Origin of the sequence: Oryzibacter oryziterrae (genome assembly GCF_021864535.1) — a bacterium.
Classification (GTDB): domain Bacteria; phylum Pseudomonadota; class Alphaproteobacteria; order Rhizobiales; family Pleomorphomonadaceae; genus Pleomorphomonas; species Pleomorphomonas oryziterrae.
This window is the reverse complement of record NZ_JAKJIC010000021.1, coordinates 46643-67962: the sequence shown is the minus strand read 5'-3', so window position 1 is coordinate 67962 and position 21320 is coordinate 46643. Positions and strand designations below refer to the sequence as shown.

The window sequence follows — 21320 nt, the reverse complement described above, 5'->3', positions numbered from 1 at the left end:
GCGCCACCGGTCTCGGCGAGAACCTTGGTGATCGCAGCCGTCAGAGACGTCTTGCCATGGTCAACGTGACCGATCGTGCCGATGTTGCAGTGCGGCTTCGTCCGCGAAAACTTTTCCTTGGCCATCGCTTCGTCTCTCTCGAAATGTTTGATCGAGCCTGTGGGCGTGAACGGGGCATTTGCTCGGGCCACCGTTCAGTCGGCGGGTCGAATAGTGCGTTTTTCCTCAAGGTTCAAGCCCCTTCGAACGGAAATCCGCTTTGTGACGCTGCTGTGAAGGCCGCATTGGCCGAACAGGCTGCGCCAGAGCCGGCCTAGCAGGCTGAAGGCCGCGGTTTTGCCGGCTTGCTGCAGCGCCTTTGGCCGTGGAGAACCGCCGGCACAAGCGACGATCGCACAGCCTGCGAGCGGCACAGGCTGATACCGCGCTTGGGCCTTAAAAACCAAAGGGATAAGGGGAGTTTGGAGCGGGTGAAGGGAATCGAACCCTCGTATTCAGCTTGGAAGGCTGCTGCTCTACCATTGAGCTACACCCGCACGGCTTTCGAAATAGCGGCAGTGGCGGTTGAGCGCAAGCCCCCTGCCCTGCATTTTGCCAAGGCGGCTTGGCTCAGGCCGCGAGCTGACTCGCCCGCATTCAATGGTGATGGTGAATGCAGTTGCCGTGATCTGCCAGATTGCAGATCACCCGGCATTCGGACAGAGCGCCATGGCTGCAGTTGTCGATCATGGCTTGCAGTTCCTGCTTGAGTGCCATCAGGCGCTCGATCCGCTCCTCCACCTCGCGAAGCCGCTCCCTGGCAATGAGGTCGGCACGTTCGCAGGACTGGTTCGGATTGTCCTGCAAGGTCAGCAAGGTGCGAATCGCCTCGATGTCAAAGCCCAGTTCACGGCTGTGGCGAATGAAGGCCAGACGGCGGACATCGTCATCCTGGTAGAGGCGGCGATTGCCGTCTGTGCGCGGCGGCGTGGGCAACAAGCCGATCTGCTCATAGAAGCGGATGGTCGGGACCTTGACGCCGCTTTGCCGGGCAGCCTCGCCGATGGACAGTCCAACGCTCATTTTCCCTCTTGCTCCTCTAGTCGCTAGAGGAAGTAGCGTGTCGTTCAAGCAAATCAAGGGGCCAATGATGAGCACCATAGCCAAAGAGACACGCTTTCGAATCGAGGGGATGGATTGCGCGTCCTGCGCAGCCAAGATCGACACCGCCGTGCGCCGACTTCCCGGCGTGTCGGACGTCACTGTCTCCGTCACCCGCGGCACCATGATCGTGCACCATGAGCACGGCGCGGATCTCGTGGAACCGATCGCCAAGCGGGTCACCGGCCTCGGATATGGAATCGCCAAGGTCAGCACTGAACCTGCGACAGCCTCCGAGGATCAGCACGTCTGTGGCTGCGGGCACGACCATTGCCATGCTGATGGCCCGGATGAGCCCAGGCATTCGCACGCCGAATCCCATGCGCATGGTGCATCGCCAGCGCGTCACGTCCATCACGGGCATGACCACGCGCATCAGCATGGCGACGAGCGGCGCGCTGCCGGTCTGCCGATCTGGGCGACAGGAAAGGGTCGGTTGACGATTGCCAGCGGTGTTGGTCTGGTGGCAGCCTGGTCACTCGGAAGGCTAGTCCCCGACGTTGAGGTCTGGCTGTTTGCGGCCGCCATGCTCATCGGCCTTGTCCCGATCGCTCGCCGTGCCGTGATGGCTGCCGTGTCGGGCACGCCGTTTTCGATCGAGATGCTGATGACGATCGCGGCCGCAGGCGCGGTGCTGATCGGGGCGGCCGAGGAGGCTGCCGTCGTGGTGTTCCTGTTCCTGATCGGTGAGCTGCTCGAAGGTGTCGCGGCCAGCAAGGCGCGCAGCAGCATTGAGGGACTGACCAGCCTTGTTCCCGAGACCGCCCTGCTGGAAGACGGGGGCTCAACCCGCGAAGTGCGAGCGGACAGTCTTGCGGCTGGCGCGACGATTGTCATACGCCCGGGAGACCGCATCGCGGCAGACGGCGTCATCCTTGCCGGCGAGAGCGCCGTCGACGAGGCATCGATCACGGGCGAAAGCCTGCCGGTGCACAAGACGGTGGACGCATCGGTCTTTGCCGGCACGATCAATGGCGATGGGGTCCTGCGCGTGCGGGTCACCGCCGCAGCGGCGGACAACACCATCGCCCGCGTGATCCGTCTGGTGGAGGACGCCCAGGAGACGAAGGCGCCGACCGAAAGGTTCATCGACCGCTTTTCGCGCTTCTACACCCCCGCCGTCTTCTTCATCGCCGTCGCCGTGGCGGTATTGCCGCCGCTGGTGATGGGGCTTGAATGGCGGGACTGGATCTACAAGGGCCTGGCCGTGCTCCTGATCGGTTGCCCGTGTGCCCTGGTGATCTCGACGCCGGCGGCGATTGCGGCCTCGCTTGCTGCCGGCGCCCGGCGGGGGCTGCTGCTCAAGGGCGGCGCCATCCTTGAGAGCCTTGGTGGCATCACCGCCGTGGCCTTCGACAAGACCGGAACGCTGACGACCGGTCGGCCCGTGGTCACCGACATCATCGGCAATGGCGAAACGGAAGGCGATGTGCTTGGCCTCGCTGCGTCGCTGGAGGCCGGCTCAAATCACCCTCTGGCCAAGGCGATCACCGACCGCGCGACCACCGAAGGGGCGGCCATGCCGCAGGCTGAGGAAGTCCGGGCGATCGGAGGCAAGGGCATTAGCGGCCGTATCGGCGGCGCCGAGGTGTTTCTGGGCTCTGCATCGGCAGTGGCGGAGCGGGTCGCCGTTGGCGCAGATGTGGCACGCCAGATCGCCGAGCTGCATGAAGCCGGCAAGACGGTGTCGGTGCTGACGCGCAACGATGCCATTGCCGGCCTTGTCGCCATGCGTGACGAAGTCCGGCCGGATGCGGCGAGAGGGCTTCAGGCTTTGGCGAAGCTCGGTGTCCGCTCGATCATGCTGACAGGCGACAACCGGCACACAGCCCAGGCCATCGGCTCGACACTTGGCATCGAGGTCCGGGCTGAACTGCTGCCTCAGGACAAGCAGCGCATCGTCAAGGAACTGCAGGCGACGGGACTGAAGGTCGCCAAGGTCGGCGACGGCATCAATGACGCACCGGCGCTGGCAGCTGCAGACATCGGCATCGCCATGGGCGGCGGCGCCGATGTCGCGCTGGATACGGCGGATGCCGCAATCCTGCACGGTCGCGTTGGCGATGTCGCCAGCATGATCAAGCTGTCGCGCCGGACCATGGCCAACATCCGGCAGAACATCACCCTGGCGCTGGGGCTCAAGGGGGTGTTTCTCGTGACCACCCTGCTCGGCATCAGCGGCCTCTGGCCCGCCATTCTGGCAGACACCGGCGCGACGGTGCTGGTGACAATGAACGCGCTGCGGTTGCTCAAGATCCCTGACTAGGGCATCGCTTACCGCAAGCGTTGCCCTGCCGCGTCGAACAACAGCACGTCACCGGGATCCACCGTCAGCTTCACGGCGGTGCCGGGCTCAAGTTCGCCGACGCTCTCGGCCTTGGCGACGACGCGATGGCCGTCGCCTGTTTGGCCGTAGAGATAGGTGGTGTTGCCGAGAAACTCGCTGAAATCGATGGTGATCGGGATGCCCTCGGTCCCCGCCGGAGCGATGTGGAAGCTATCGGGACGAACGCCGATCGACAGCGCACGCTTGTCCGTGCCGAAAGACGCCACTACGGGTGGGACAAAGCTCCAGCCGCCGACGTGGACGCGCCCGCCATCCGCTTGTGCCGGCAGCACGTTGATCTTGGGCGATCCGATGAAGCCGGCAACGAAGAGATTGTCGGGGTCGCCGTAGATCTCCGCCGGAGACCCCACCTGTTCGATCTTGCCGCCGCGCAGCACGACGATACGATCGGCAAGGGTCATGGCCTCGGTCTGATCGTGCGTCACATAGATCATGGTGTTGCCAAGCTTGCGATGCAGCTTGGCGATCTCGATGCGCATCTCGACACGCAGTTCGGCGTCGAGATTGCTGAGCGGTTCGTCGAAGAGGAAGATCTTCGGATTGCGGACGATGGCGCGGCCGATGGCAACGCGCTGGCGCTGGCCGCCGGAGAGCTGCGACGGTCGCCGGTCGAGGAGCGGATCGAGGTGCAGGACCTCGGCTGCCGCCGACACTTTCGCCTCGATTTCCGTCTTGGGGCGGTGCGCCATCTTCAACGAGAAGCCCATGTTCTCCCGCACGGTGAGGTGCGGGTAGAGGGCATAGGACTGGAACACCATGGCGATGCCGCGTTCCGACGGATCAGCTTCGGTGACGTCCTTGCCGTCGATCAGGATCGAGCCGGCACTGACCTCTTCCAGACCGGCGATCATCCGGAGCAGCGTGGACTTGCCACAGCCGGAGGGACCGACGAAGACGATGAACTCCCCGGATTTGACGGTGAGGTCCACGTCGGCGAGCACCTCGACGGCGCCATAGGCCTTGACGACCCTGTCGAGGACGAGACTGGCGACTTCGCCGGGCATTTGCTGGCTTGGCATCACTGTCCCTCCCGGCGGAGCCAGACCAGCATTTCGCCGCTCTGGCGATTGTCCCAGACATGATAGGGAATGGCGCGAATTGTCGCCGGCTCACGAGCGGGCGCCTGGCTGCTGTAGAGCGAGGTTAGCTTGCCCTGTTCGCGAAGACCATCAGCTGTGATGACGACCGTGCCGCCGAGGTCGTCGGTGCGGTCGCAGCGGAACTGACTGGTCGTGGTCAGGACAAGGGAGTTGAGCTCGGCGCCGTTGTCGACCTGTTCGAGGCAATAGACCAACGGTCCGCGCATGAGCGCAACGCGCCCCTGGTTGGCGCCGACAGACGGATGAGTGAAGACCGTCTCCACCGGCATGGCCAGGTCGAGCTCGATCACGTCGCCAGGCGTCCAGGTGCGGGAAAGGCGGGCATAACCGTCAACCGTGACAGAGGGCAAGTCGACTGCCGCACCATTGATCTTCAGACTGGCCGAGCCGCACCAGCCGGGGATGCGCAAGGCGAGATCGAAGCTGCGGGCAACCTCCCCTTCCACCGTCAAAGCAATATGGCCGTCGTCGGGATAGCGGGTCTGCTGCCGCAGCCTTACGGTACCGTCCTTCATCTGCAGGTCGGCGACGCTGTCGCAATAAAGATGCACGGCTATACCGGTCTCGGCGACGGCATACATGTAGGTGCCGATGGACGCCACCAGACGGGATATGTTGGGCGGGCAGCAGGGGCAGCGATGCCAGGTCCATCGATTGTGCTGGCCGCGGCTCTCGAGCGGATTGTCATAGAAGAAGCGGGTTCCATCCAGCGACAGGCCAGTGAGTGCGCTGTTGTAGAGAGCCTGCTCCATCACGTCGGCATAGCGGGCGTCCGGACCGAGGCCCAGCATGCGCGCTGCCCAGAACACCAGCGCCACCGAGGCGCAGGTTTCCTGATAGGCGGTCGCGTTGGGCAGATCATAGTCGAAGGTGAGGCCTTCGTTGTGGGCGGAGGGGCCGAAGCCACCGGTGATGTAGAGGTTCCGATCGGTGAGATGCGACCAGATGGCCTCGAGGGCCGGGACCAGCGAACGGTCGCCGAACTCGGTCGCCACATCCGCCATGCCGGAATAGAGGTAGGCGGCGCGCACCGCGTGTCCGACTACGGTGCGCTGCTCGCGCACCGGCACGTGCGACTGATTGTACTCATAGGTCGCGAAGTGGAAATCGGCGGGCGTGCCGCTGCGGGCATAGGCTTCCTGATCATAGTAGTGCGGCTGGCGACCGCGCTCGTCGACGAAATAGCGCGCAAGATCGAGGAAGCGCTGGCGACCGGTGGCACGGGCCAGGCGCACCAGCGCCAGTTCGACCTCGGGATGGCCGCAATAGCCGCGCTTCTGTCCCTCGCCGGGACCGAAGACGTCGGCGATATGGTCGGCATAGCGGGCCATGATGTCGAGGAGCTTGCGCTTGCCGGTGGCCTGATAATAGGCGACCGCCGCTTCCATCAGGTGGCCGGCGTCATAGAGTTCGTGGCAGTCGCGCAGATTGGTCCAGCGCTTGCCGGGCTCGATGCGGAGATACCAGGAGTTCAGGTAGCCGTCGTCCGCCTGAAGGCGACCATAGGCGTCGATGATGGCATCGACGCGGGCTTCCAGTTCCGGATCGCGCTTGCGGTAGAGGGCATAAGCGGCCGTTTCGATGCTCTTGCCGAAATCGGAGTCCCAGAACATCTGGGTGGTCACCGTGCTGTTGCCGTTCTGGTAGGGGATGCGCAAGCCGGGATTGGGTCTGTCGGGATCGATCTGATCCAGCATGCCGGCCTCGATGCAGCGATCGAGCAGCGTGTGGGCGGTGACCGATGCGATGGTATCGATGCGCGGGCCGAAGAAGCCGCCAACCGAAACCTGATTGAGCGAAGGCGGGCGATATTGCGCCTTGGCGTCCGTGGCGCGGGCGGCGGAGGGAGCGGATGTTGTCATTGCGATGCTCAACTCTGGAGTGGAGGGATTATTTCACGGCGCCGGCGGTAAGGCCGCGGATGTAGTAGCGTTGCAGGGCGACGAACAGGACGATGCAAGGGATCATCATGACGGTGACACCGGCTTGCAGCGCGCCCCAGTCGATGGCGCCGAAGCGTCCCGATCGCACGGCGGTCATCAGCACCGGCAGGGTGTATTTGTCCTGGTCGGTCAGGAAGACCAGAGCGGCGAGGAACTCGTTCCAGGCGTTGAGGAAGGCGATCAGGCCGACCGAGACCACGCCTGGCAGCACCAGCGGTCCCAGCACGAAGACCAGCATGCGCAGGCCCTTGACGCCGTCGATGCGGGCCGCCTCAGCGATTTCGTTGGGAACCGCGTCGAAGGCGTTGCGCATCATGAAGACCGAGAAGGGCAACTGCAGCGTCACGTAGATCAGCACCAGCCCGGTCAAAGTGTTTTGCAGGTTGAGGGCGGCGAGGATCAGGAACAGCGGCGTCAGGATCGACTGGAAGGGCACCATCAGCGTCGCCAGGATCAGGACAAACAGCATGGCCTTCATGGGAAAGCGGAAGCGGGAGAAGCCATAGCCGGCGAGCACCGAGACCAGGATCGTCAGGATTGCCGTGGAGATGGCGACGAACAGGCTGTTGCCGACATAATGCGACAGGCCGGAGCCGAACTGACCGATGGAGAAATAATTCTCGACGCTGACCCCATGCACCGGCCAGGGCGGCAGCGGCGGTTCGCCGGATTCCGCCTTTGTCTTGAAGGTGGCGAGCACCGTCCAGGCCAGGGGCGCCAGGAACAGCAGGGCAACCAACATCCCGGCGGCATGCTGCATCAGCATGATGGCGCGCGTGCGTGGGGGACGTTGCCTTGTTAGGGGTGCGGTCATCGTCCGTCCTCCCGATCGCGTAGCAGGCGCAGTTGGATGACGCTCAGGACAAGCAGGATAGCCAGCAGCACCACCGACAATGCAGCGCCATAGCCGAGGCGGAAGGACACGAAGGACTGGTTGAAGATCCAGTAGACGGCGGTCATCGTCTGGTTCTGCGGCCCGCCGGCCAGGATGATGTAGAACTGGTCGAAGGCCAGCATCGATCCGGTGACCGAGAGAATGAGCGCGAGCGCAATCGGCTTGCGGATCAACGGCAGGGTGATGTGCAGGAAGCGCTGGGTGCGGGTGGCACCGTCGATGCGGGCGGCTTCATGGAAATCGGTTGGCACCGATTGCAGGCCGCTCATCAGGATCACCATGTAGAAGCCCGACATCTTCCAGATCACCATGCCGGTGACCAGCCAGAAGGCGGGCGTGAAGGTGGCGAGAAGATTGTAGGGGCTCTCCGTGATCCCGAGCATGCGCATCAGCGGTGAGAACAGCCCGGAGTCCACGTTGGCGAGCCATGCCCAGAGCAAGCTGGCCGAAGCAAAGCCCACCACGACAGGCAGAAAGAAGGCAGTACGATAGAACCCGACGCCAGGCCGCGGCCGCTCGACGAACAGTGCCAGTGCCATGCCGACACCGAGCAGGCCGACCGTAGCGGCGACGGTGTAGTAGGCGGTGAAGGACAAGGCCCTCCAGAAACCGCGGTCTTTCCAGAGCGCGATATAGTTGCCGAGGCCGATCCAGCGGCTCTCGCCAAGCAGCGGCCAATTGTGCAGCGACATCCAGCCGGTCATGCACAAGGGCAGGACGAAGAAGACCAGCACCAGCAGTACCGCCGGCAACACGTAGATCAATCCGGCCCAACTGCGGCGCTTGCGGCGATAGACGCGGGCACCTGGGGCGGGGGGCGAGTTTGCGGGCAAGCCGCGCGATCTGCCAGCAGGCATTGCTGTCACCGTCTCGAAGTCAAGATCAAAAGAGGGGGCGCGAACGCCAAACGGCAGGGAGAGACACCGGTTCGCGCCCCAGTTCCTGTTGCCGTCCGGGTCTGGCGGGCCAGATCCGGACGGTGAGGATCATCGTCGCGGCAGGGTCACTGCGCTGCCTGGTCGATGATGGTCTGCATGGCGTCCTGACCGTCAGCCAGGCCCTGATCGATGGCATCAGGCGTGCTGAAGAACACGTTGTTGAGCGTCGTGTTCCAGGGGCCGTTCGGCGAGTTGATCAGGTCGTTGAACACCACCGAATAAGGCGTACGGCCGACGTTCATGGCTTCGGCGGGGATAAGATAGCGCTCATCAAGGCCGGCCAGTGCCTCCTTGGCAATGTCGGCCCGCACCGGCAGGGAGCCGTTCTTGGCGAGCAGGGTCTGCCCCGGCAGGGAGTAGGCGAAGTCGAGGAACTGCTTGATCAGTTCGATCTTCTTGGTGCCCTTGGTGACGACGAAGTTGTCGCCGCCTGCGAAGGAGGACTTGTTGCCGTCCTTGCCCGGCAGGAACGTCACGCCATAGTGCAGGTTGGGATACTGGCTGTTGAGCGCGCCGATGGCGAAGGAACCGGACGGCGAGATACCGATCTTGCCGGTGGCGAAGGCGGCGAAGAAGTTGGCACCGGGATCGGTCTTGGCACCCTCAGGCACGAGACCGTCCTTGACCATGCCCTGATAGAAGGCCACGGCATCCTTGACGGCGGGGCTGTTCAGGGTGGACTTGGCGCCGTTGTCGGCGAAGATGTCGCCACCGGAAGCCCAGATCAGCGGCGTGAAGGTGAAGATGTTGCAGCCGCCGCAGTTGCCGGAGAAATAGAAGCCGTAGATGTCGGAGCCGAGCGTCTTGACCTTCTCGGCATCGGCGCGGATCTCAGCCCAGTTGGTCGGCCCCTTGTCAGGATCGAGCCCCGCCTTGGCAAACAGGTCCTTGTTCCAGATCAGCACCGAGGCGTCAGCCGAAAACGGCACGCCATAGATCTTGTCCTTGTAGGTACCGACCGACAGATGCGCCTTGGACAGGGCATCGAAATAGGGCAACGACTTTGCCAGGTCGGTGATGTCCTCAAGCTGGCCGGCGGCGGCGAAGGACGGGGTGTAGATGAGATCGAGGGAGAGTGCGTCGGGGGCACTGCCACCGGCGGCCGCGACGGCGTATTTCTGCACGAGTTCGCCGGTCGGCACGATCTGAAGCTCGACCTTGTCGGCATGGCCGGCGTTGAAGGCGTCGACGATCTTGGTCATGAAAGTCGAATCGTCGGCGCGCGCCCACATTGTGAAGCTGTCGGCATAGGCGGCAGACGGTGCAATCAAGACAGCAACGGTCATTCCCGCAAGCAAGTTGCGATTATTCATGATGTCTCCTCCTGTTTCGCCCATCCTCCCGGGCGTCTTCCCAACCATCCGGCTCCCGTTGTGTTTTCTGCGGGAGCGGAACCAAGCCCTTAAGCGGGCGGTGGCACACCGCAGGATTGGCGCGTCACCAGGCGGCAGGGCAGTCGGCGTAGACCACGCTCAACCGGCAAGCCCTCGACCATATCGAGCAGCACCAGTCCGGCCTGCCGCCCCATTTCCTGCAGATTCATGTCGATCGTCGTCAGCGGAGGCCGTGTAGCCTCGGCGAAGACGCTCCAGTTGTCGAAGCCCACGACGGATATATCGCGCGGCACGTTCAGGCCGGCCAAAGTCAGCGCATCGATAACGCCGCGCGCGATCTGATCGTTTCCGCAAAACACACCGTCGGGACGCTCGGAGGGCGGCAGCGCCGCCCAAGCCTGACCGACGGAATAACCAAAGCCCTCCGACCACGTGCCGTTCAAAGGCGCCCCAAAGGGGGCCAGACCGTGAGCCTTGAGCGCGTCTGCCCAGCCTTCCGTACGCTGAGCAACAGCTGCAAAGGCGAGCGGACCGGTGACATGGGCGATCCGGCGGCGACCGAGGCCAATGAGATGTTGTACCGCCAGTGCAGCCCCTGCCCTGTCATCGGGCATGAAGCCGATGTCGTCGTCGCCGCACAGCGAATAGACATGCACCACCGGCATCGACAGACGCGGCAACTCGATCGGCAGACCGCGATCGATACGCTTGCCGGCGATGATCAGACCGTCGACGCATTTATCCTGCATGGCACGCAGATTGACGCGCGCGGCCTCAGGATCATCCTGGAAGGCGCAGAGAAATACAGAGACGCCACGATCGATCAGAGCAGCGGACAGGCCGGCAGCAACGGGCAAGGTGAATCGACCGTAGGTGTCGTTGGTGAGCAAGCCGATAGTGAAGGACCGCTGGCTGACCAACGCCCGCGCCACGGCATTCGGCGTGAACCCCAGGTCGCGCGCTGCGGTTTGAATGCGCGCCCTGGTCTCAGGCGTCATGCGACCGCGATCATTGAGCGCCTTGGAGGCTGTCGCGATGGAAACACCAGCCGCCTTGGCCACGTCGCGGATTGTAATCCGGCCTGGCACGGAGACGTCTTCCTCTGGTGTTTCGACACTGGAACTCATCACTTGCCTCAAATTGACCCTTTGGGAAAAGGTTTTCTCAGTTGAGAATACGTTTTCTCACACGTTCCAAATATTGTCAATCGGCGGGTTTCGGAACACCAACGCAAAAGAGGTGGTTCAGCAATCATACCGAGGGAGTCCGCGCGTGCGGTGTGTCGCGCCGTATATCTGGGAGGGCGAAGACAGGAGCCGATCGCAGCAGCGCTCGTTGTTTGGCGGCTCCAGGGACGAGGGACTGCTGAGGAGAGAAATCTGGGAGACTCAAGAACGGCAGGTCCGCGACGGAACACCGATTCTATGCGCTCAAAAAGATACTGCCGCCCCTTCGTCTCGGGGCATTGCCACCCCGACGAACGAGGCGCGAAACGTCAGCCGTCACAGCGTGCGCAAGGTCTGCAGGAAAGATGTTGAGAAGTGAGATGGTGGGGGAAGTAGGACTCGAACCTACGAAGGCCTAGCCAGCGGATTTACAGTCCGCCCCCTTTGCCACTCGGGACATTCCCCCAACTCACGTTCGCCGCTCGGACAGCGCCGCTGCCGTCGACCGAACGGGCGCTCTTATGGCGACCATGCACCCGACTGTCAACCCCATCGTCATCGATTTGTTGCAGCAAGTGGATTTCGTCCGTGGACGCCGCCTCGGCGGGGCTGGCGCCGGCCTGCCCCCAACGCTATAAGGCGGCATGGCAACGGACAAACCCTTTTCGCGCGGCAAGAAACCGCCCTATTCTTCGCATGGTGGCCAAGGCCGCCCGAACTTTCGCCCTCGCCCCAAGCGGGAGCGGGAGGCCGGGGAAGTTTTGTGGCTCTATGGCCTGCACACGGTGGAAGCGGCGCTGAAGAATCCGCGCCGAAAAGCCATTCGCTTGCTTGCCACCCGCAATGCGCTGCAGCGGTTGGCTGAGAGATTCGACGATGGGCAGGTGCCGCTGGCGGCCGAAGATGCCTCGCCGATGCAACTGGACAAGCTCCTGGGTTCGGAAGCAGTGCATCAGGGCTGCGCGCTGGAAGTGGCGCCACTTGAGCCGCTGACGACGGTCGACCTGGCTGGCGCCAAGCTGGTCCTCGCCCTCGACCAGGTGACGGACCCGCATAATGTCGGCGCGATCTTGCGATCGGCCTGCGCTTTTGCCGTCGACGCGGTTCTGACGACAACGCGCCATAGTGCCGCCGAATCCGGCGTGCTGGCAAAGTCGGCCTCGGGGGCGCTGGACATCGTGCCGATGTCGGCTGTGCGCAATCTCGGTGATACGCTTGAGGAAATGCAGGCGGCCGGCTTTCAGATTGTCGGCCTTGATTCGGAAGCTCCTGCCCCACTCGACGAGTCGCCGCTACGCGGTCCGGTCTGTCTCGTGCTTGGGGCTGAAGGCAAGGGACTGCGCCAGCGTACGCGTGACATCTGCGACGTTCTTGCGCGGCTCGACATGCCCGGCGAGATCAAGAGCCTGAATGTTTCCAACGCGGCCGTGCTGTCGCTTTACGTCGTCCGCAAGGCCATCGACTGACCAGCACCATGCAGGTGGGGTTGCACCTCGCGAAGCTCTGAGGTATTTGCATCCGCAGTCGATCCAATGACATTCCGTGTGGAATGCAGCGGGTGCGACAGGTTTGCCTCGAATGATGACGCCCCCGCGTCAGAGCTGTTCGAGACATTGATTTGGCTCTCGATTTCAGAGCCCGGGCCGGCATAGCACAGCGGTAGTGCAGCGGTTTTGTAAACCGAAGGTCGGGAGTTCAATCCTCTCTGCCGGCACCATTCACACCAATCACCAGAATGCAAGCAGGCTGTCTTGGACAAGGCAGCAAGCATGGGCTTTTCCTCGGACGAGAAAGCGCCCCAAGCTGGCAATTCCGGCTCGTTGCGATCTTTTGTCCGGCCTCCTCGTATCCGGAAAACTCCGGAGAACATTGCGCCAAAACAAGGTATTTCGGGCAATCCGGCAGTAGGCATGAGAAATTGGCATTGTGACGCAGGATATTTGACTTGAGATGGTCGCAGTCCTGATGTTCGATCACACTGGGCCGAAAGGGTTCCGAATAAGAGGCAAGGGAAGAGAAACGATGAAGAAAGTTATGTCGGTGGCTGTGGCCGCTTTCGCCATGATGTCGACTGCGGCGCTGGCGGATGGCGATCCGACCAAGGGCGAGGTCGTGTTCAAGAAGTGCGCCATCTGCCATGCGGTCGGCGCGGGCGCCAAGAATAAGGTGGGTCCGGAGCTGAATGGTGTTGCCGGGGCAGGCATCACCCAGCGTCCGACGGGCTTTGCCTATTCCAAGGCTCTCGTCGACGCCGGCGCGGGCAAGGTTTGGGACGATGCCAACCTGACCGCCTGGCTGACCAAGCCGGCAGCGTTCGCAAAGGGCACCAAGATGGCCTTTGCCGGACTGACCAAGCCGGAAGAAATCGCCGACGTCATCGCCTATCTGAAGACACAGACGGCGCAGTGACCTCAACCCTGCCAGGGTAGGTCAACGCCTCCAACATCGAAGCGCCCAGACTGCAGGCTCCATGGCCGCGCTCTGGGCGCTTTTCTTTTGGCGGTTGCCTGGACCTCTGCATCGGGCGATCCCGGCTCGATCCCGGAAGGTTGCCGTCACGGCAGATACGGACGCCTCTTGGTGACCGTCCCGTCGCCGGGCTCGCAGACGGATATCGCCAACCAAGTCGATCGCCGCACGCAGCCTTCGCCCCACCTCAGCTATATCGCTGCAAGCTGAATGGAAGCCCTTGCTTGAGCACCAGAGCCGCAAGTTGGAAAGCCTCTTCGATAAGAAGCGAGCATATGAGGCTATATCCATCATACATACACAAGTAGCTAACCACTCAACCATAGATAAAGAAATGACGACCTCAAGGGCTGCAGGCTACCTGCAACCCCTGGAGATGCGGCAAACTCTAAGTATTTTCAGCTAGCCTGATGAAAATTTTTCTGCATTTCGATGTCAACGCGTCTGCCTCACCACTTTCTAGCCCTGTGAGGCGGACTATCCCTTTTCGATCACTTTCCACGCAAAATCCTCGCTTTTAACGTTACGAACTCCGATTCCAGGTGGTGATTCGCTCTACTCAGAACCAAATTTCGAGTCGCAGATCGTCCCCTGCCTGTGGATAACTTTTGAACGCATGTTCGAGCCCTCCGGGATGAGAAGTGACAGCGGCAGCGGAAAAGGTCATCCCACACGATTAAATTCACCAAAGAAAACAATCATTTCCGAGGAAAGGCAGTACAGGCAGCCACTGGTTCAGCGCCCATAGATGCCATCCAGCCCCGACAAAAATGCAACAATTGCGTATGTGCCGAGACTGTTTCCGGACAAAGCCATTGGCTTTTTTAACCGGCGTGCGCGAATATATTAAAATCTACTTCTCCGAAGCGGTTGTCAGTACCGACGACACGTCCACGAAGACTATAGAGCCTGTCAGCATGCAAGCAAATGAGATCATAGAATTGTCGCAGAGTGCCAGTGATATACTGAGAACTCTCGGGCATGAGCACCGTTTTGCCATCCTCGGACTCCTCTGCAAACAGGAACTTTGTGTCGGGGAACTGGAAAAATTACTATCTCTGACACAACCTGCAGTGTCGCAGCAGTTGGCTAGACTTCGGAACGACGGACTTGTCTCCGCACGTCGTCAGGGCCGGACAATTTACTACCACGTGAATCGCGGCAAGATTGATTTGTTCATTGATGTTATTGACAGGATAGTAGGCAAAAATGACATGAGCTACGGTGATCAAAACATAAGCGAGCCGATCGCTCAAATCGCCTGAACAGCCTAGCTCAAATGATGACATCGGTGTCGGCCGCGACACTCGAATTGTGCCGGATGGGAGAATGCCCCCTCCAGAGGATAGATCCGGGTGCGGTCGAGCCAGCCAGACGACTGACGTCTCCGGCCAGGGCAAGCGCCTACAGGTTCATTTGTCGGTGAGCTACCGTCCCGACGGCTCGCCGCCCGCCTAGGCTGGGCACCGACCGGGTGCACGTGGCGATGACGGTTGCTTGCGCCGTCTCTGACGGATTTGCAGGTTGAGCGACCATCCCGGCTCCAGGGCCCGAGCCGGCGCACAGTGCACCAACCCATCAATCAGTCCCCTCCCCCAAATCACCACGCAGGCCAGCCGGCCAAGGCTAGTCCCGGCCCGTGCACTACCGCGATGAAAAAGGGGAGCCGGACGATATCCAGCTCCCCTTCAACTTCAGCAGTTTCCCGGCATGGGTCTTTGGATGCGCCCCACCAATTCCGTGAGGCGCCTCTCCTTGAAGCTACCTTCAGAGGCCCTTGGCGGCGTCGGTCACCGCATGGGTCCAGGCACCCTCAGGAGCCTTGGTGATGACAGGAGCATCGCCGCCAGCAGCGAGCAAGGTCTTCACCGTACGATCATAATCGGCCGGATCGAGCGTACCGTCGGAACCTTCGGTCAGCTTGTTGATCTCGCCCATCATGCGCTTCTGGTGCTTCTCGGTCTGGGCACCAGTCTCGTCATTGTCGAGAACGATCTGGGCTGCTTCGTCGGGATTGGCGCGCGCGTATTCCCAACCCTTCATGGACGCCTTGACGAACTTGGCCATCTTGGTGACGAAGGTCGGATCCTTCAGCTTGTCTTCCATGGCATAGAGGCCGTCCTCAAGGGTGGCGACGCCCTGGTCCTCATACTTGAAGACCACCAGCTGGTCGGCGGGAATGCCGGCGTCGATGACCTGCCAATATTCATTGTAGGTCATGGTCGAGATGCAGGCGGCCTGCTTCTGGATCAGCGGGTCGACGTTGAAGCCCTGCTTCAGCACCGTCACGCCATCGGCGCCGCCGGTGGTGGGAATGCCGAGCGTCGACATCCAGGACATGAAGGGATACTCGTTGCCGAAGAACCAGACGCCGAGGGTCTTGCCCTTGAAGTCGGCCGGCTTGGCAATGCCGGTTTCCTTGAGGCAGGTGAGTTCCATGCCGGACTTCTTGAACGGCTGGGCGATGTTCACGAGGCCCACGCCCTTTTCGCGCGAAGCGAGAGCGGCCGGCATCCAGTCGACGATGACGTCGGCGCCACCGCCGGCGATCACCTGCTCGGGGGCAATGTCCGGACCGCCCGGCTTGATGGTGACGTCGAGCCCGGCTTCGTCATAGAAGCCCTTGGCCTTGGCGACATAGTAGCCGGCGAACTGGGCCTGGGTGACCCACTTGAGCTGGATGGTGACGGCGTCGGCGGCAAAGGCTTGAGCGGATCCAAGGGCAGTGAAAAGCCCCAGAGCCGCGGCAATCGTCTTTTTCATGTTTGTTCCCCTCTGTTTGCACCGCGCCGCAGTGTGAGCTGCCTTGCGGGTCTCATCCGGCAGGACGCGACGACGCCTGCCGATCCCTGATGGCGGTTTTCCGCCTTTTGTCATCAAGTCCGTCGTTGCGACGGATGCCAGAATGTCACGGCGCGTTCGGCCGCGCCAACCAAACCATAGAACAGTGAACCGGCCAGCGCGGCAACCGCGATCTCGGCCCAGACCATGTCGATGGACATGCGCCCCACCTCGGTGGAGATGCGGAAGCCCATGCCGACAATCGGCGTCCCGAAGAACTCGGCAACGATGGCGCCGATCAGTGCCAGCGTGGAGTTGATCTTGAGCGCATTGAAGATGAAGGGCATGGCAGCGGGCAGGCGCAGCTTCAGCAAGGATTGGGAATGCGTCGCGGCATAGGTGCGCATGAGATCGCGCTCCATGCGACCCGCAGCTTCCAGGCCGGCGACGGTGTTCACCAGCATGGGGAAGAAGGTCATGATGACCACCACTGCCGCCTTGGAAGGCCAGTCGAAGCCGAACCACATGACCATGATCGGGGCGACACCGACGATCGGCAGCGCCGACACAAAGTTGCCCACCGGCAGCAGGCCGCGCTTCAGGAAGGGAACGCGATCGGCAAGGAGTGCGACGGCAAAGCCTATGCTGCAGCCGAGAAAATAGCCGGCGAGCACCGACTTCATGAAGGTCTGCTGGAAATCGGCCCAGAGGGTCGGGATGTTGCCGATGATCTTGACGCCGATGGCCGAGGGAGCCGGCAACAGCACGGGCGGGATCTTGAGGCCGGTGACAAGCGCTTCCCACAACATCAGCAGCCAGATGCCGAACAGCACCGGGATCAGCAGGGAGACCGCCTGAGATGGCTCATGCTTCTCGCAGGACGTGATCGAGGTGACGGACCACCAGGCGAGCAGCCAGGAAAAGAGGAGAACCGGCCAGGCCCAGGCAGGACCACCTTCCGGCGCGCCGGCGAAGGCCTTGATGACGCCAAATACGCCAACCAGAGCAACGCCCTGCATGGCCAGGGCGAGGCCCATGGACGGGCGGCCAAACTCGAGCTCATGGGCGGAGGCTGGGGCGGGTGCCGTCGCCGAGGTGTCTTCGAGGCTCATGGGCGCACCCCCATCTTCACACGAACAACCCTATCAATCACATCAACCAGCATCACCAGCATGGCCGCCATGAGGGCTGCCGTCAGCAGCGCCGACCAGATCTGCACGGTCTGGCCGTAATAGGAACCGGACAGCAGGCGCGCACCGATGCCGGCGACGGCGCCGGTGGGCATCTCGCCAACGATGGCGCCGACGAGCGAGGCGGCAATCGCCACCTTCATGGAGGCGAAGAGGTAGGGCACCGAGGCCGGCCAGCGCAGCTTCCAGAAGGTCTGCCCAGCGGTGGCCGTGTAGGTGCGCATGAGGTCAAGATGCAGGCGCTCGGGCGAACGCAGGCCCTTCACCACGCCGACGGTGACGGGGAAGAAGGACAGATAAGTAGAAATGAAAGCCTTGGGCACGATGCCGGTGATGTTGATGGCGTTGAACACCACGATGATCATCGGTGCAATGGCAAGGATCGGAATGGTCTGGGAGGTGATGATCCAGGGCATCAGGCTCTTGTCGAGCGTGCGGCTGTGGACGATCATCACCGCAAGGCCAACGCCGAGCACGGTCCCGATCAGAAAGCCCAGCAGGGTCGAGGAAAGCGTGACCCAGCCGTGGTAGATCAGGCTGCGCTTGGAGGTGATCGGCGTGCCGACCGTGGTCTTCCAGAACTCACGTGCCACCTGCTGCGGTGACGGCAGGACGGGGCGCTCCTGCTCCATCGTATCGGCAATCAACTGGCTGGTGGTGTAGCTGGTCTGGCCGGCGTTCTTGTACATCATCTCCTGAAACGGGGCGTTCAGGAAGACCACGCCGACATACCAGAGCGCCATGATGGCGGCGACAACGGTCGCCACCGGCAGGACCTTGCCGCCGGCGATACGGGCGACAAGGCCGGATGATTTGGCCGCAACGGCACTCATGCGGTCACCTCGCACAGCATTGACACCTCTGAACTGATACCCGAGATTTCCAATCCGGATTTCTGGGAGGAACCGAGATGACTGCAACCAAGGGCGAGTGCCGATTGATCCGCCCCGGCGCCAACACCTATGCCGGCAAGCAAGGCTTCGACTATGTGGAAGGCATCACCGCCGAGGTGGTCGGCTCGGAAGGCATCTGCATGATGCTGCTGACCATTCCGCCGGGCGGACGCGCCAAGGCCCACCGTCACGACGGGCATGAGACGGCGATCTACATTCTCGCCGGCGAGGCCGACACCTGGTATGGCGAGCGGCTCGAGCATCATGTCGTCTGCAAGGCCGGTGATATGTTCTACATCCCCGCCGGCGTGCCGCATGTGCCTGCCAACCGGTCCGACAAGCCCTGCGTCGCCGTCATCGCCCGCACCGATCCCAACGAGCAGGAAAGCGTCGTGCTGATGCCCGAGCTGGACGCGCTGGTACCGGTGTAACGCCAAGAAGGGTTCGCGGGGTTCACTCATCATAGCTGTGCCCCGCGCGCAGGCCGTCGCGGACGCGCGCGGCGATCTTGAGGAACTCGGGGCTCTCGCGGATATCCAGCGGCCGGGGACCGCGCGGCAGGTCGCTCTCGACGATGTCGTAGATGCGGCCGGGGCGCGGGCTCATCACCACGATCTTGGTAGAGAGATAGACGGCCTCGGGGATCGAATGGGTGACGAAGACGCAAGTCTTGGCGGTCTTGGCCCAGAGCTGCAGAAGCTGTTCGTTGAGGTGGTCGCGGACGATCTCGTCGAGCGCACCGAAGGGCTCGTCCATCAGCAGCAGGTCCGGCTCGACGGCCAGAGCGCGAGCGATGGAAGCGCGTTGCTGCATGCCGCCCGACAGCTGCCAGGGGAACTTCTTCTCGAAGCCGGTGAGGTTGACGAGGGCGAGATTGCGGGCGATGCGCTGGTCCTGCTCCGACTTGGACAGCCCCATGATCTCGAGGGGCAAAGCCACATTCTTGGCGATGCTGCGCCAGGGATAGAGCGCGGGCGCCTGGAACACATAGCCATAGGCGCGATCGAGGCGCGCCTTTTCCGGCGTGGTGTTGTTGACCAGGATCTTGCCGGAGGTGGCCTGTTCCAGATCGGCGATGACGCGCAACAGCGTGGTCTTGCCGCAGCCGGACGGGCCGATGAAGGAGACGAAATCGCCCTTGCCGACTTCGAGATTGATGCCCGAAAGTGCGTGCACCGGACCATCATTGGTCTGGAAGGTGAGCGACAGATCCTTGACGGAAATCACTGAAGGCACGTCGTCCCCCTGAATGTACCGGCCGCCAACAAGGCCGGCAGGATATGGTATTCGGTCAACTGGGCCAGCTGAATGGCCGGCGGAGTTGCCGGATCGATCCAGATCATCTCGGCGATTTCCGCCCGGTTTGTGACCGGCTCGGTGATCCTCGCCACATAGACCTCGGCACAGACCTGATGCCCTGGTTCATTGGCGGCCGGCGCCGAGAAGGCGCCGAGGTAAGTGAAGGCATCCGCACCAAGCTCAAGGTCGATTTCCTCCTTGAGTTCCCGGCGCAACGCCTCCATGGGGTACTCCCCCGGCTCGATCTTTCCGCCTGGCTGCATGAAGGCGACGGTCCCCGCCTTGCGAACCAGCAAGACCTTGCCCGCGCCATCCAGCAGCACCGCAGCGGCAATCTGGATCGCCGCCGTCACCGGAGCCTCAAACGCCACTTGCCGGAATGCCCGAGCGTTCCACCTTGCGCGGCGCGGTGAGCTCCTTCCAGGTGGACAGCGCCTTGGAGACCGGACCATTGGGCTCGCGTGCCACGAACTTGCCATGGCCCTCGCGCGTCTTGATCTCGTTTTCGACGATGGCCACTTCGCCGCGGGTCAGTGTGTAGCGCGGCAGGCCGGTGACCTCCTTGCCCTCGAAGACGTTGTAGTCGATGGCAGACTGCTGGGTCTTGGCGGAAATGGTCTTGGAGCGCTTGGGATCCCACACCACCAGATCCGCGTCGGCACCCACGAGCACCGCGCCTTTCCTCGGATACATGCCGAGGATCTTGGCGATGTTGGTCGAGGTGACGGCCACGAACTCATTCATGGTGAGGCGGCCTGTGCCGACGCCATAGGTCCACAGCATGGGCAGGCGATCTTCAAGGCCGCCGGTGCCGTTGGGGATCTTGGTGAAATCGCCGACGCCGAAGCGCTTCTGCGTCGTGGTGAAGGCGCAATGGTCGGTGGCGACGGTCGACAGCGAGCCGGACTGCAGACCGGCCCAGAGGCTGTCCTGATGGGTCTTGTCGCGGAAGGGCGGGCTCATGACGCGGCGGGCGGCGTGATCCCAGTCGGGATTCTTGTACTCGCTGTCGTCGAGGGTCAGATGCTGGATGAGCGGTTCGCCATAGACGCGCATGCCCTTCTGCCGGGCGCGGCGGATGGCTTCGTGCGCCTGTTCGCAGGACGTGTGCACCACATAGAGCGGCACGCGGGCCATGTCGGCGATCATGATGGCGCGGTTGGTGGCCTCGCCCTCCACTTCCGGCGGGCGGGAGTAGGCGTGCGCTTCCGGACCGTTGTTGCCTTCGGCGAGAAGCTTCTGCTGCAGGGAGGCGACCACGTCGCCGTTCTCCGCATGGACAAGCGGCAGGGCGCCGATCTCGGCGCAGCGCTGGAACGAGGCGAACATCTCGTCGTCATTCACCATCAGCGAGCCCTTGTAGGCCATGAAGTGCTTGAACGAGGTGATGCCGCGCTTGACGATCAGCGGCATCTCGTTGAACACCTCTTCGCCCCACCAGGTGATCGACATGTGGAAGGAATAGTCGCAATTGGCGCGGCTGGTCTTGTTGTCCCAGCGCGACAACGCCTCGATGAGCGACTGGCCGGGGTTCGGCAAGGCAAAGTCCACGACCATGGTGGTGCCGCCGGCGAGCGCGGCGCGCGTGCCGCTTTCGAAGTCATCCGAGGAATAGGTGCCCATGAAGGGCATTTCCAGATGGGTGTGCGGATCGATGCCGCCGGGCATGATGTAGCATCCGGTGGCGTCCAGAGTTTCGTCGCCCGAAAGGTTCGGTCCGATCTCGACGATCACGCCACCTTCGATCTTCACATCGGCCTTGTAGGTAAGATCGGCGGTGACGACCGTACCGCCCTTGATGACCTTCGACATGATGCACACCCTC

At 62.5% G+C, this 21320-nt stretch carries 19 protein-coding genes and 3 tRNA genes; 6 read left to right on the top strand and 16 right to left on the bottom strand.

What is annotated here, in order from left to right:
• From L2I41_RS18350 to L2I41_RS18340, 3 genes are all read right to left on the bottom strand, one after another.
• Positions 1 to 125, bottom strand: a 125-nt coding sequence (locus tag L2I41_RS18350) for a GTP-binding protein (protein ID WP_237155033.1), incomplete at its 3' end; no start/stop codon positions are given.
• A gap of 337 nt (positions 126 to 462) precedes the next feature.
• A tRNA-Gly gene (locus L2I41_RS18345) sits at positions 463 to 536 on the bottom strand.
• Positions 537 to 636: 100 nt separating this feature from the next.
• On the bottom strand, positions 637 to 1062 hold the full coding sequence (locus tag L2I41_RS18340; protein WP_237155030.1) for a MerR family transcriptional regulator: 426 nt from the start codon (positions 1060 to 1062) through the stop codon (positions 637 to 639).
• A 67-nt stretch (positions 1063 to 1129) separates the two neighbouring features.
• Between L2I41_RS18340 and L2I41_RS18335 the strand changes: the two genes are divergently transcribed.
• Positions 1130 to 3406, top strand: a complete 2277-nt coding sequence (locus L2I41_RS18335; protein WP_237155029.1) for a heavy metal translocating P-type ATPase — start codon at positions 1130 to 1132, stop codon at positions 3404 to 3406.
• 8 nt (positions 3407 to 3414) lie between these two features.
• Here L2I41_RS18335 and L2I41_RS18330 read toward each other — a convergent pair whose 3' ends face one another.
• From L2I41_RS18330 to L2I41_RS18300, 7 genes are all read right to left on the bottom strand, one after another.
• On the bottom strand, positions 3415 to 4506 hold the full coding sequence (locus tag L2I41_RS18330) for an ABC transporter ATP-binding protein (RefSeq protein WP_304610565.1): 1092 nt from the start codon (positions 4504 to 4506) through the stop codon (positions 3415 to 3417).
• Positions 4506 to 6449: a glycoside hydrolase family 127 protein gene (locus tag L2I41_RS18325; RefSeq protein ID WP_237155028.1), complete on the bottom strand. Its 1944-nt coding sequence runs from the start codon at positions 6447 to 6449 to the stop codon at positions 4506 to 4508. The genes L2I41_RS18330 and L2I41_RS18325 overlap by 1 nt, the downstream gene beginning before the upstream one ends.
• A 28-nt stretch (positions 6450 to 6477) precedes the next feature.
• Complete coding sequence (locus tag L2I41_RS18320) at positions 6478 to 7344, bottom strand: carbohydrate ABC transporter permease (RefSeq protein ID WP_390634453.1); 867 nt, start codon at positions 7342 to 7344, stop codon at positions 6478 to 6480.
• Positions 7341 to 8282 carry a carbohydrate ABC transporter permease gene (locus L2I41_RS18315; RefSeq protein ID WP_237155027.1) on the bottom strand — a complete coding sequence of 314 codons (942 nt, stop codon included), beginning with the start codon at positions 8280 to 8282 and terminating at the stop codon, positions 7341 to 7343. Before L2I41_RS18315 ends, L2I41_RS18320 begins: the two co-directional genes overlap by 4 nt.
• Positions 8283 to 8428: 146 nt before the next feature.
• Positions 8429 to 9676 (bottom strand): ABC transporter substrate-binding protein, encoded by a 1248-nt coding sequence (locus L2I41_RS18310; RefSeq protein ID WP_237155026.1) that lies wholly within the window; start codon positions 9674 to 9676, stop codon positions 8429 to 8431.
• Between the two features lie 89 nt (positions 9677 to 9765).
• Positions 9766 to 10824 (bottom strand): LacI family DNA-binding transcriptional regulator, encoded by a 1059-nt coding sequence (locus tag L2I41_RS18305; protein WP_237155025.1) that lies wholly within the window; start codon positions 10822 to 10824, stop codon positions 9766 to 9768.
• Positions 10825 to 11244: 420 nt separating this feature from the next.
• Positions 11245 to 11329: transfer RNA gene (locus tag L2I41_RS18300), tRNA-Tyr, on the bottom strand.
• Between the two features lie 178 nt (positions 11330 to 11507).
• Here L2I41_RS18300 and L2I41_RS18295 point away from each other — a divergent pair.
• From L2I41_RS18295 to L2I41_RS18280, 4 genes are all read left to right on the top strand, one after another.
• Positions 11508 to 12329 carry a TrmH family RNA methyltransferase gene (locus tag L2I41_RS18295; RefSeq protein WP_237155024.1) on the top strand — a complete coding sequence of 274 codons (822 nt, stop codon included), beginning with the start codon at positions 11508 to 11510 and terminating at the stop codon, positions 12327 to 12329.
• A gap of 176 nt (positions 12330 to 12505) precedes the next feature.
• Positions 12506 to 12580 (top strand) — tRNA-Thr (locus tag L2I41_RS18290).
• A 305-nt stretch (positions 12581 to 12885) separates the two neighbouring features.
• Entirely contained in the window at positions 12886 to 13272 is a 387-nt protein-coding gene (locus L2I41_RS18285; RefSeq protein WP_237155023.1) for a c-type cytochrome, read from the top strand.
• An 875-nt stretch (positions 13273 to 14147) separates the two neighbouring features.
• Positions 14148 to 14597, top strand: a complete 450-nt coding sequence (locus tag L2I41_RS18280; protein WP_237155022.1) for an ArsR/SmtB family transcription factor — start codon at positions 14148 to 14150, stop codon at positions 14595 to 14597.
• Positions 14598 to 15099: 502 nt separating this feature from the next.
• Here L2I41_RS18280 and L2I41_RS18275 read toward each other — a convergent pair.
• From L2I41_RS18275 to L2I41_RS18265, 3 genes are all read right to left on the bottom strand, one after another.
• Positions 15100 to 16095, bottom strand: coding sequence for an ABC transporter substrate-binding protein (locus L2I41_RS18275; RefSeq protein WP_237155021.1), 996 nt, complete (start codon positions 16093 to 16095; stop codon positions 15100 to 15102).
• A gap of 113 nt (positions 16096 to 16208) precedes the next feature.
• Positions 16209 to 17150 (bottom strand): ABC transporter permease, encoded by a 942-nt coding sequence (locus L2I41_RS18270; RefSeq protein ID WP_390634456.1) that lies wholly within the window; start codon positions 17148 to 17150, stop codon positions 16209 to 16211.
• A gap of 71 nt (positions 17151 to 17221) precedes the next feature.
• Positions 17222 to 18136 carry an ABC transporter permease gene (locus tag L2I41_RS18265; RefSeq protein ID WP_237155019.1) on the bottom strand — a complete coding sequence of 305 codons (915 nt, stop codon included), beginning with the start codon at positions 18134 to 18136 and terminating at the stop codon, positions 17222 to 17224.
• A 77-nt stretch (positions 18137 to 18213) separates the two neighbouring features.
• Between L2I41_RS18265 and L2I41_RS18260 the strand changes: the two genes are divergently transcribed.
• A complete protein-coding gene (locus L2I41_RS18260; protein WP_237155018.1) occupies positions 18214 to 18627 on the top strand; it encodes a cupin domain-containing protein in 414 nt (137 codons plus the stop codon).
• Positions 18628 to 18649: 22 nt separating this feature from the next.
• On the opposite strand, the gene L2I41_RS18255 is transcribed toward L2I41_RS18260, so the two are convergent.
• The 3 genes from L2I41_RS18255 to hydA are packed head-to-tail and all read right to left on the bottom strand — an operon-like array spanning position 18650 to position 21307.
• Complete coding sequence (locus tag L2I41_RS18255; RefSeq protein WP_237155017.1) at positions 18650 to 19432, bottom strand: ABC transporter ATP-binding protein; 783 nt, start codon at positions 19430 to 19432, stop codon at positions 18650 to 18652.
• Entirely contained in the window at positions 19420 to 19866 is a 447-nt protein-coding gene (locus L2I41_RS18250; RefSeq protein ID WP_237155016.1) for an NUDIX hydrolase, read from the bottom strand. Before L2I41_RS18250 ends, L2I41_RS18255 begins: the two co-directional genes overlap by 13 nt.
• A complete protein-coding gene (gene hydA, locus L2I41_RS18245; protein WP_237155015.1) occupies positions 19856 to 21307 on the bottom strand; it encodes a dihydropyrimidinase in 1452 nt (483 codons plus the stop codon). Before hydA ends, L2I41_RS18250 begins: the two co-directional genes overlap by 11 nt.
• Between the last annotated feature and the right edge of the window lie 13 nt (positions 21308 to 21320).

Bases quoted from the DNA above. Each gene is read 5' to 3' on its own strand.
- L2I41_RS18340 (WP_237155030.1), bottom strand. From the start codon at position 1,062: ATGAGCGTTGGACTGTCCATCGGCGAGGCTGCCCGGCAAAGCGGCGTC.
- L2I41_RS18335 (WP_237155029.1), top strand. From the start codon at position 1,130: ATGAGCACCATAGCCAAAGAGACACGCTTTCGAATCGAGGGGATGGAT.
- L2I41_RS18330 (WP_304610565.1), bottom strand. From the start codon at position 4,506: ATGCCAAGCCAGCAAATGCCCGGCGAAGTCGCCAGTCTCGTCCTCGAC.
- L2I41_RS18325 (WP_237155028.1), bottom strand. From the start codon at position 6,449: ATGACAACATCCGCTCCCTCCGCCGCCCGCGCCACGGACGCCAAGGCG.
- L2I41_RS18320 (WP_390634453.1), bottom strand. From the start codon at position 7,344: ATGACCGCACCCCTAACAAGGCAACGTCCCCCACGCACGCGCGCCATC.
- L2I41_RS18315 (WP_237155027.1), bottom strand. From the start codon at position 8,282: ATGCCTGCTGGCAGATCGCGCGGCTTGCCCGCAAACTCGCCCCCCGCC.
- L2I41_RS18310 (WP_237155026.1), bottom strand. From the start codon at position 9,676: ATGAATAATCGCAACTTGCTTGCGGGAATGACCGTTGCTGTCTTGATT.
- L2I41_RS18305 (WP_237155025.1), bottom strand. From the start codon at position 10,824: ATGAGTTCCAGTGTCGAAACACCAGAGGAAGACGTCTCCGTGCCAGGC.
- L2I41_RS18295 (WP_237155024.1), top strand. From the start codon at position 11,508: ATGGCAACGGACAAACCCTTTTCGCGCGGCAAGAAACCGCCCTATTCT.
- L2I41_RS18285 (WP_237155023.1), top strand. From the start codon at position 12,886: ATGAAGAAAGTTATGTCGGTGGCTGTGGCCGCTTTCGCCATGATGTCG.
- L2I41_RS18275 (WP_237155021.1), bottom strand. From the start codon at position 16,095: ATGAAAAAGACGATTGCCGCGGCTCTGGGGCTTTTCACTGCCCTTGGA.
- L2I41_RS18270 (WP_390634456.1), bottom strand. From the start codon at position 17,150: ATGGGCCTCGCCCTGGCCATGCAGGGCGTTGCTCTGGTTGGCGTATTT.
- L2I41_RS18265 (WP_237155019.1), bottom strand. From the start codon at position 18,136: ATGAGTGCCGTTGCGGCCAAATCATCCGGCCTTGTCGCCCGTATCGCC.
- L2I41_RS18260 (WP_237155018.1), top strand. From the start codon at position 18,214: ATGACTGCAACCAAGGGCGAGTGCCGATTGATCCGCCCCGGCGCCAAC.
- hydA (WP_237155015.1), bottom strand. From the start codon at position 21,307: ATGTCGAAGGTCATCAAGGGCGGTACGGTCGTCACCGCCGATCTTACC.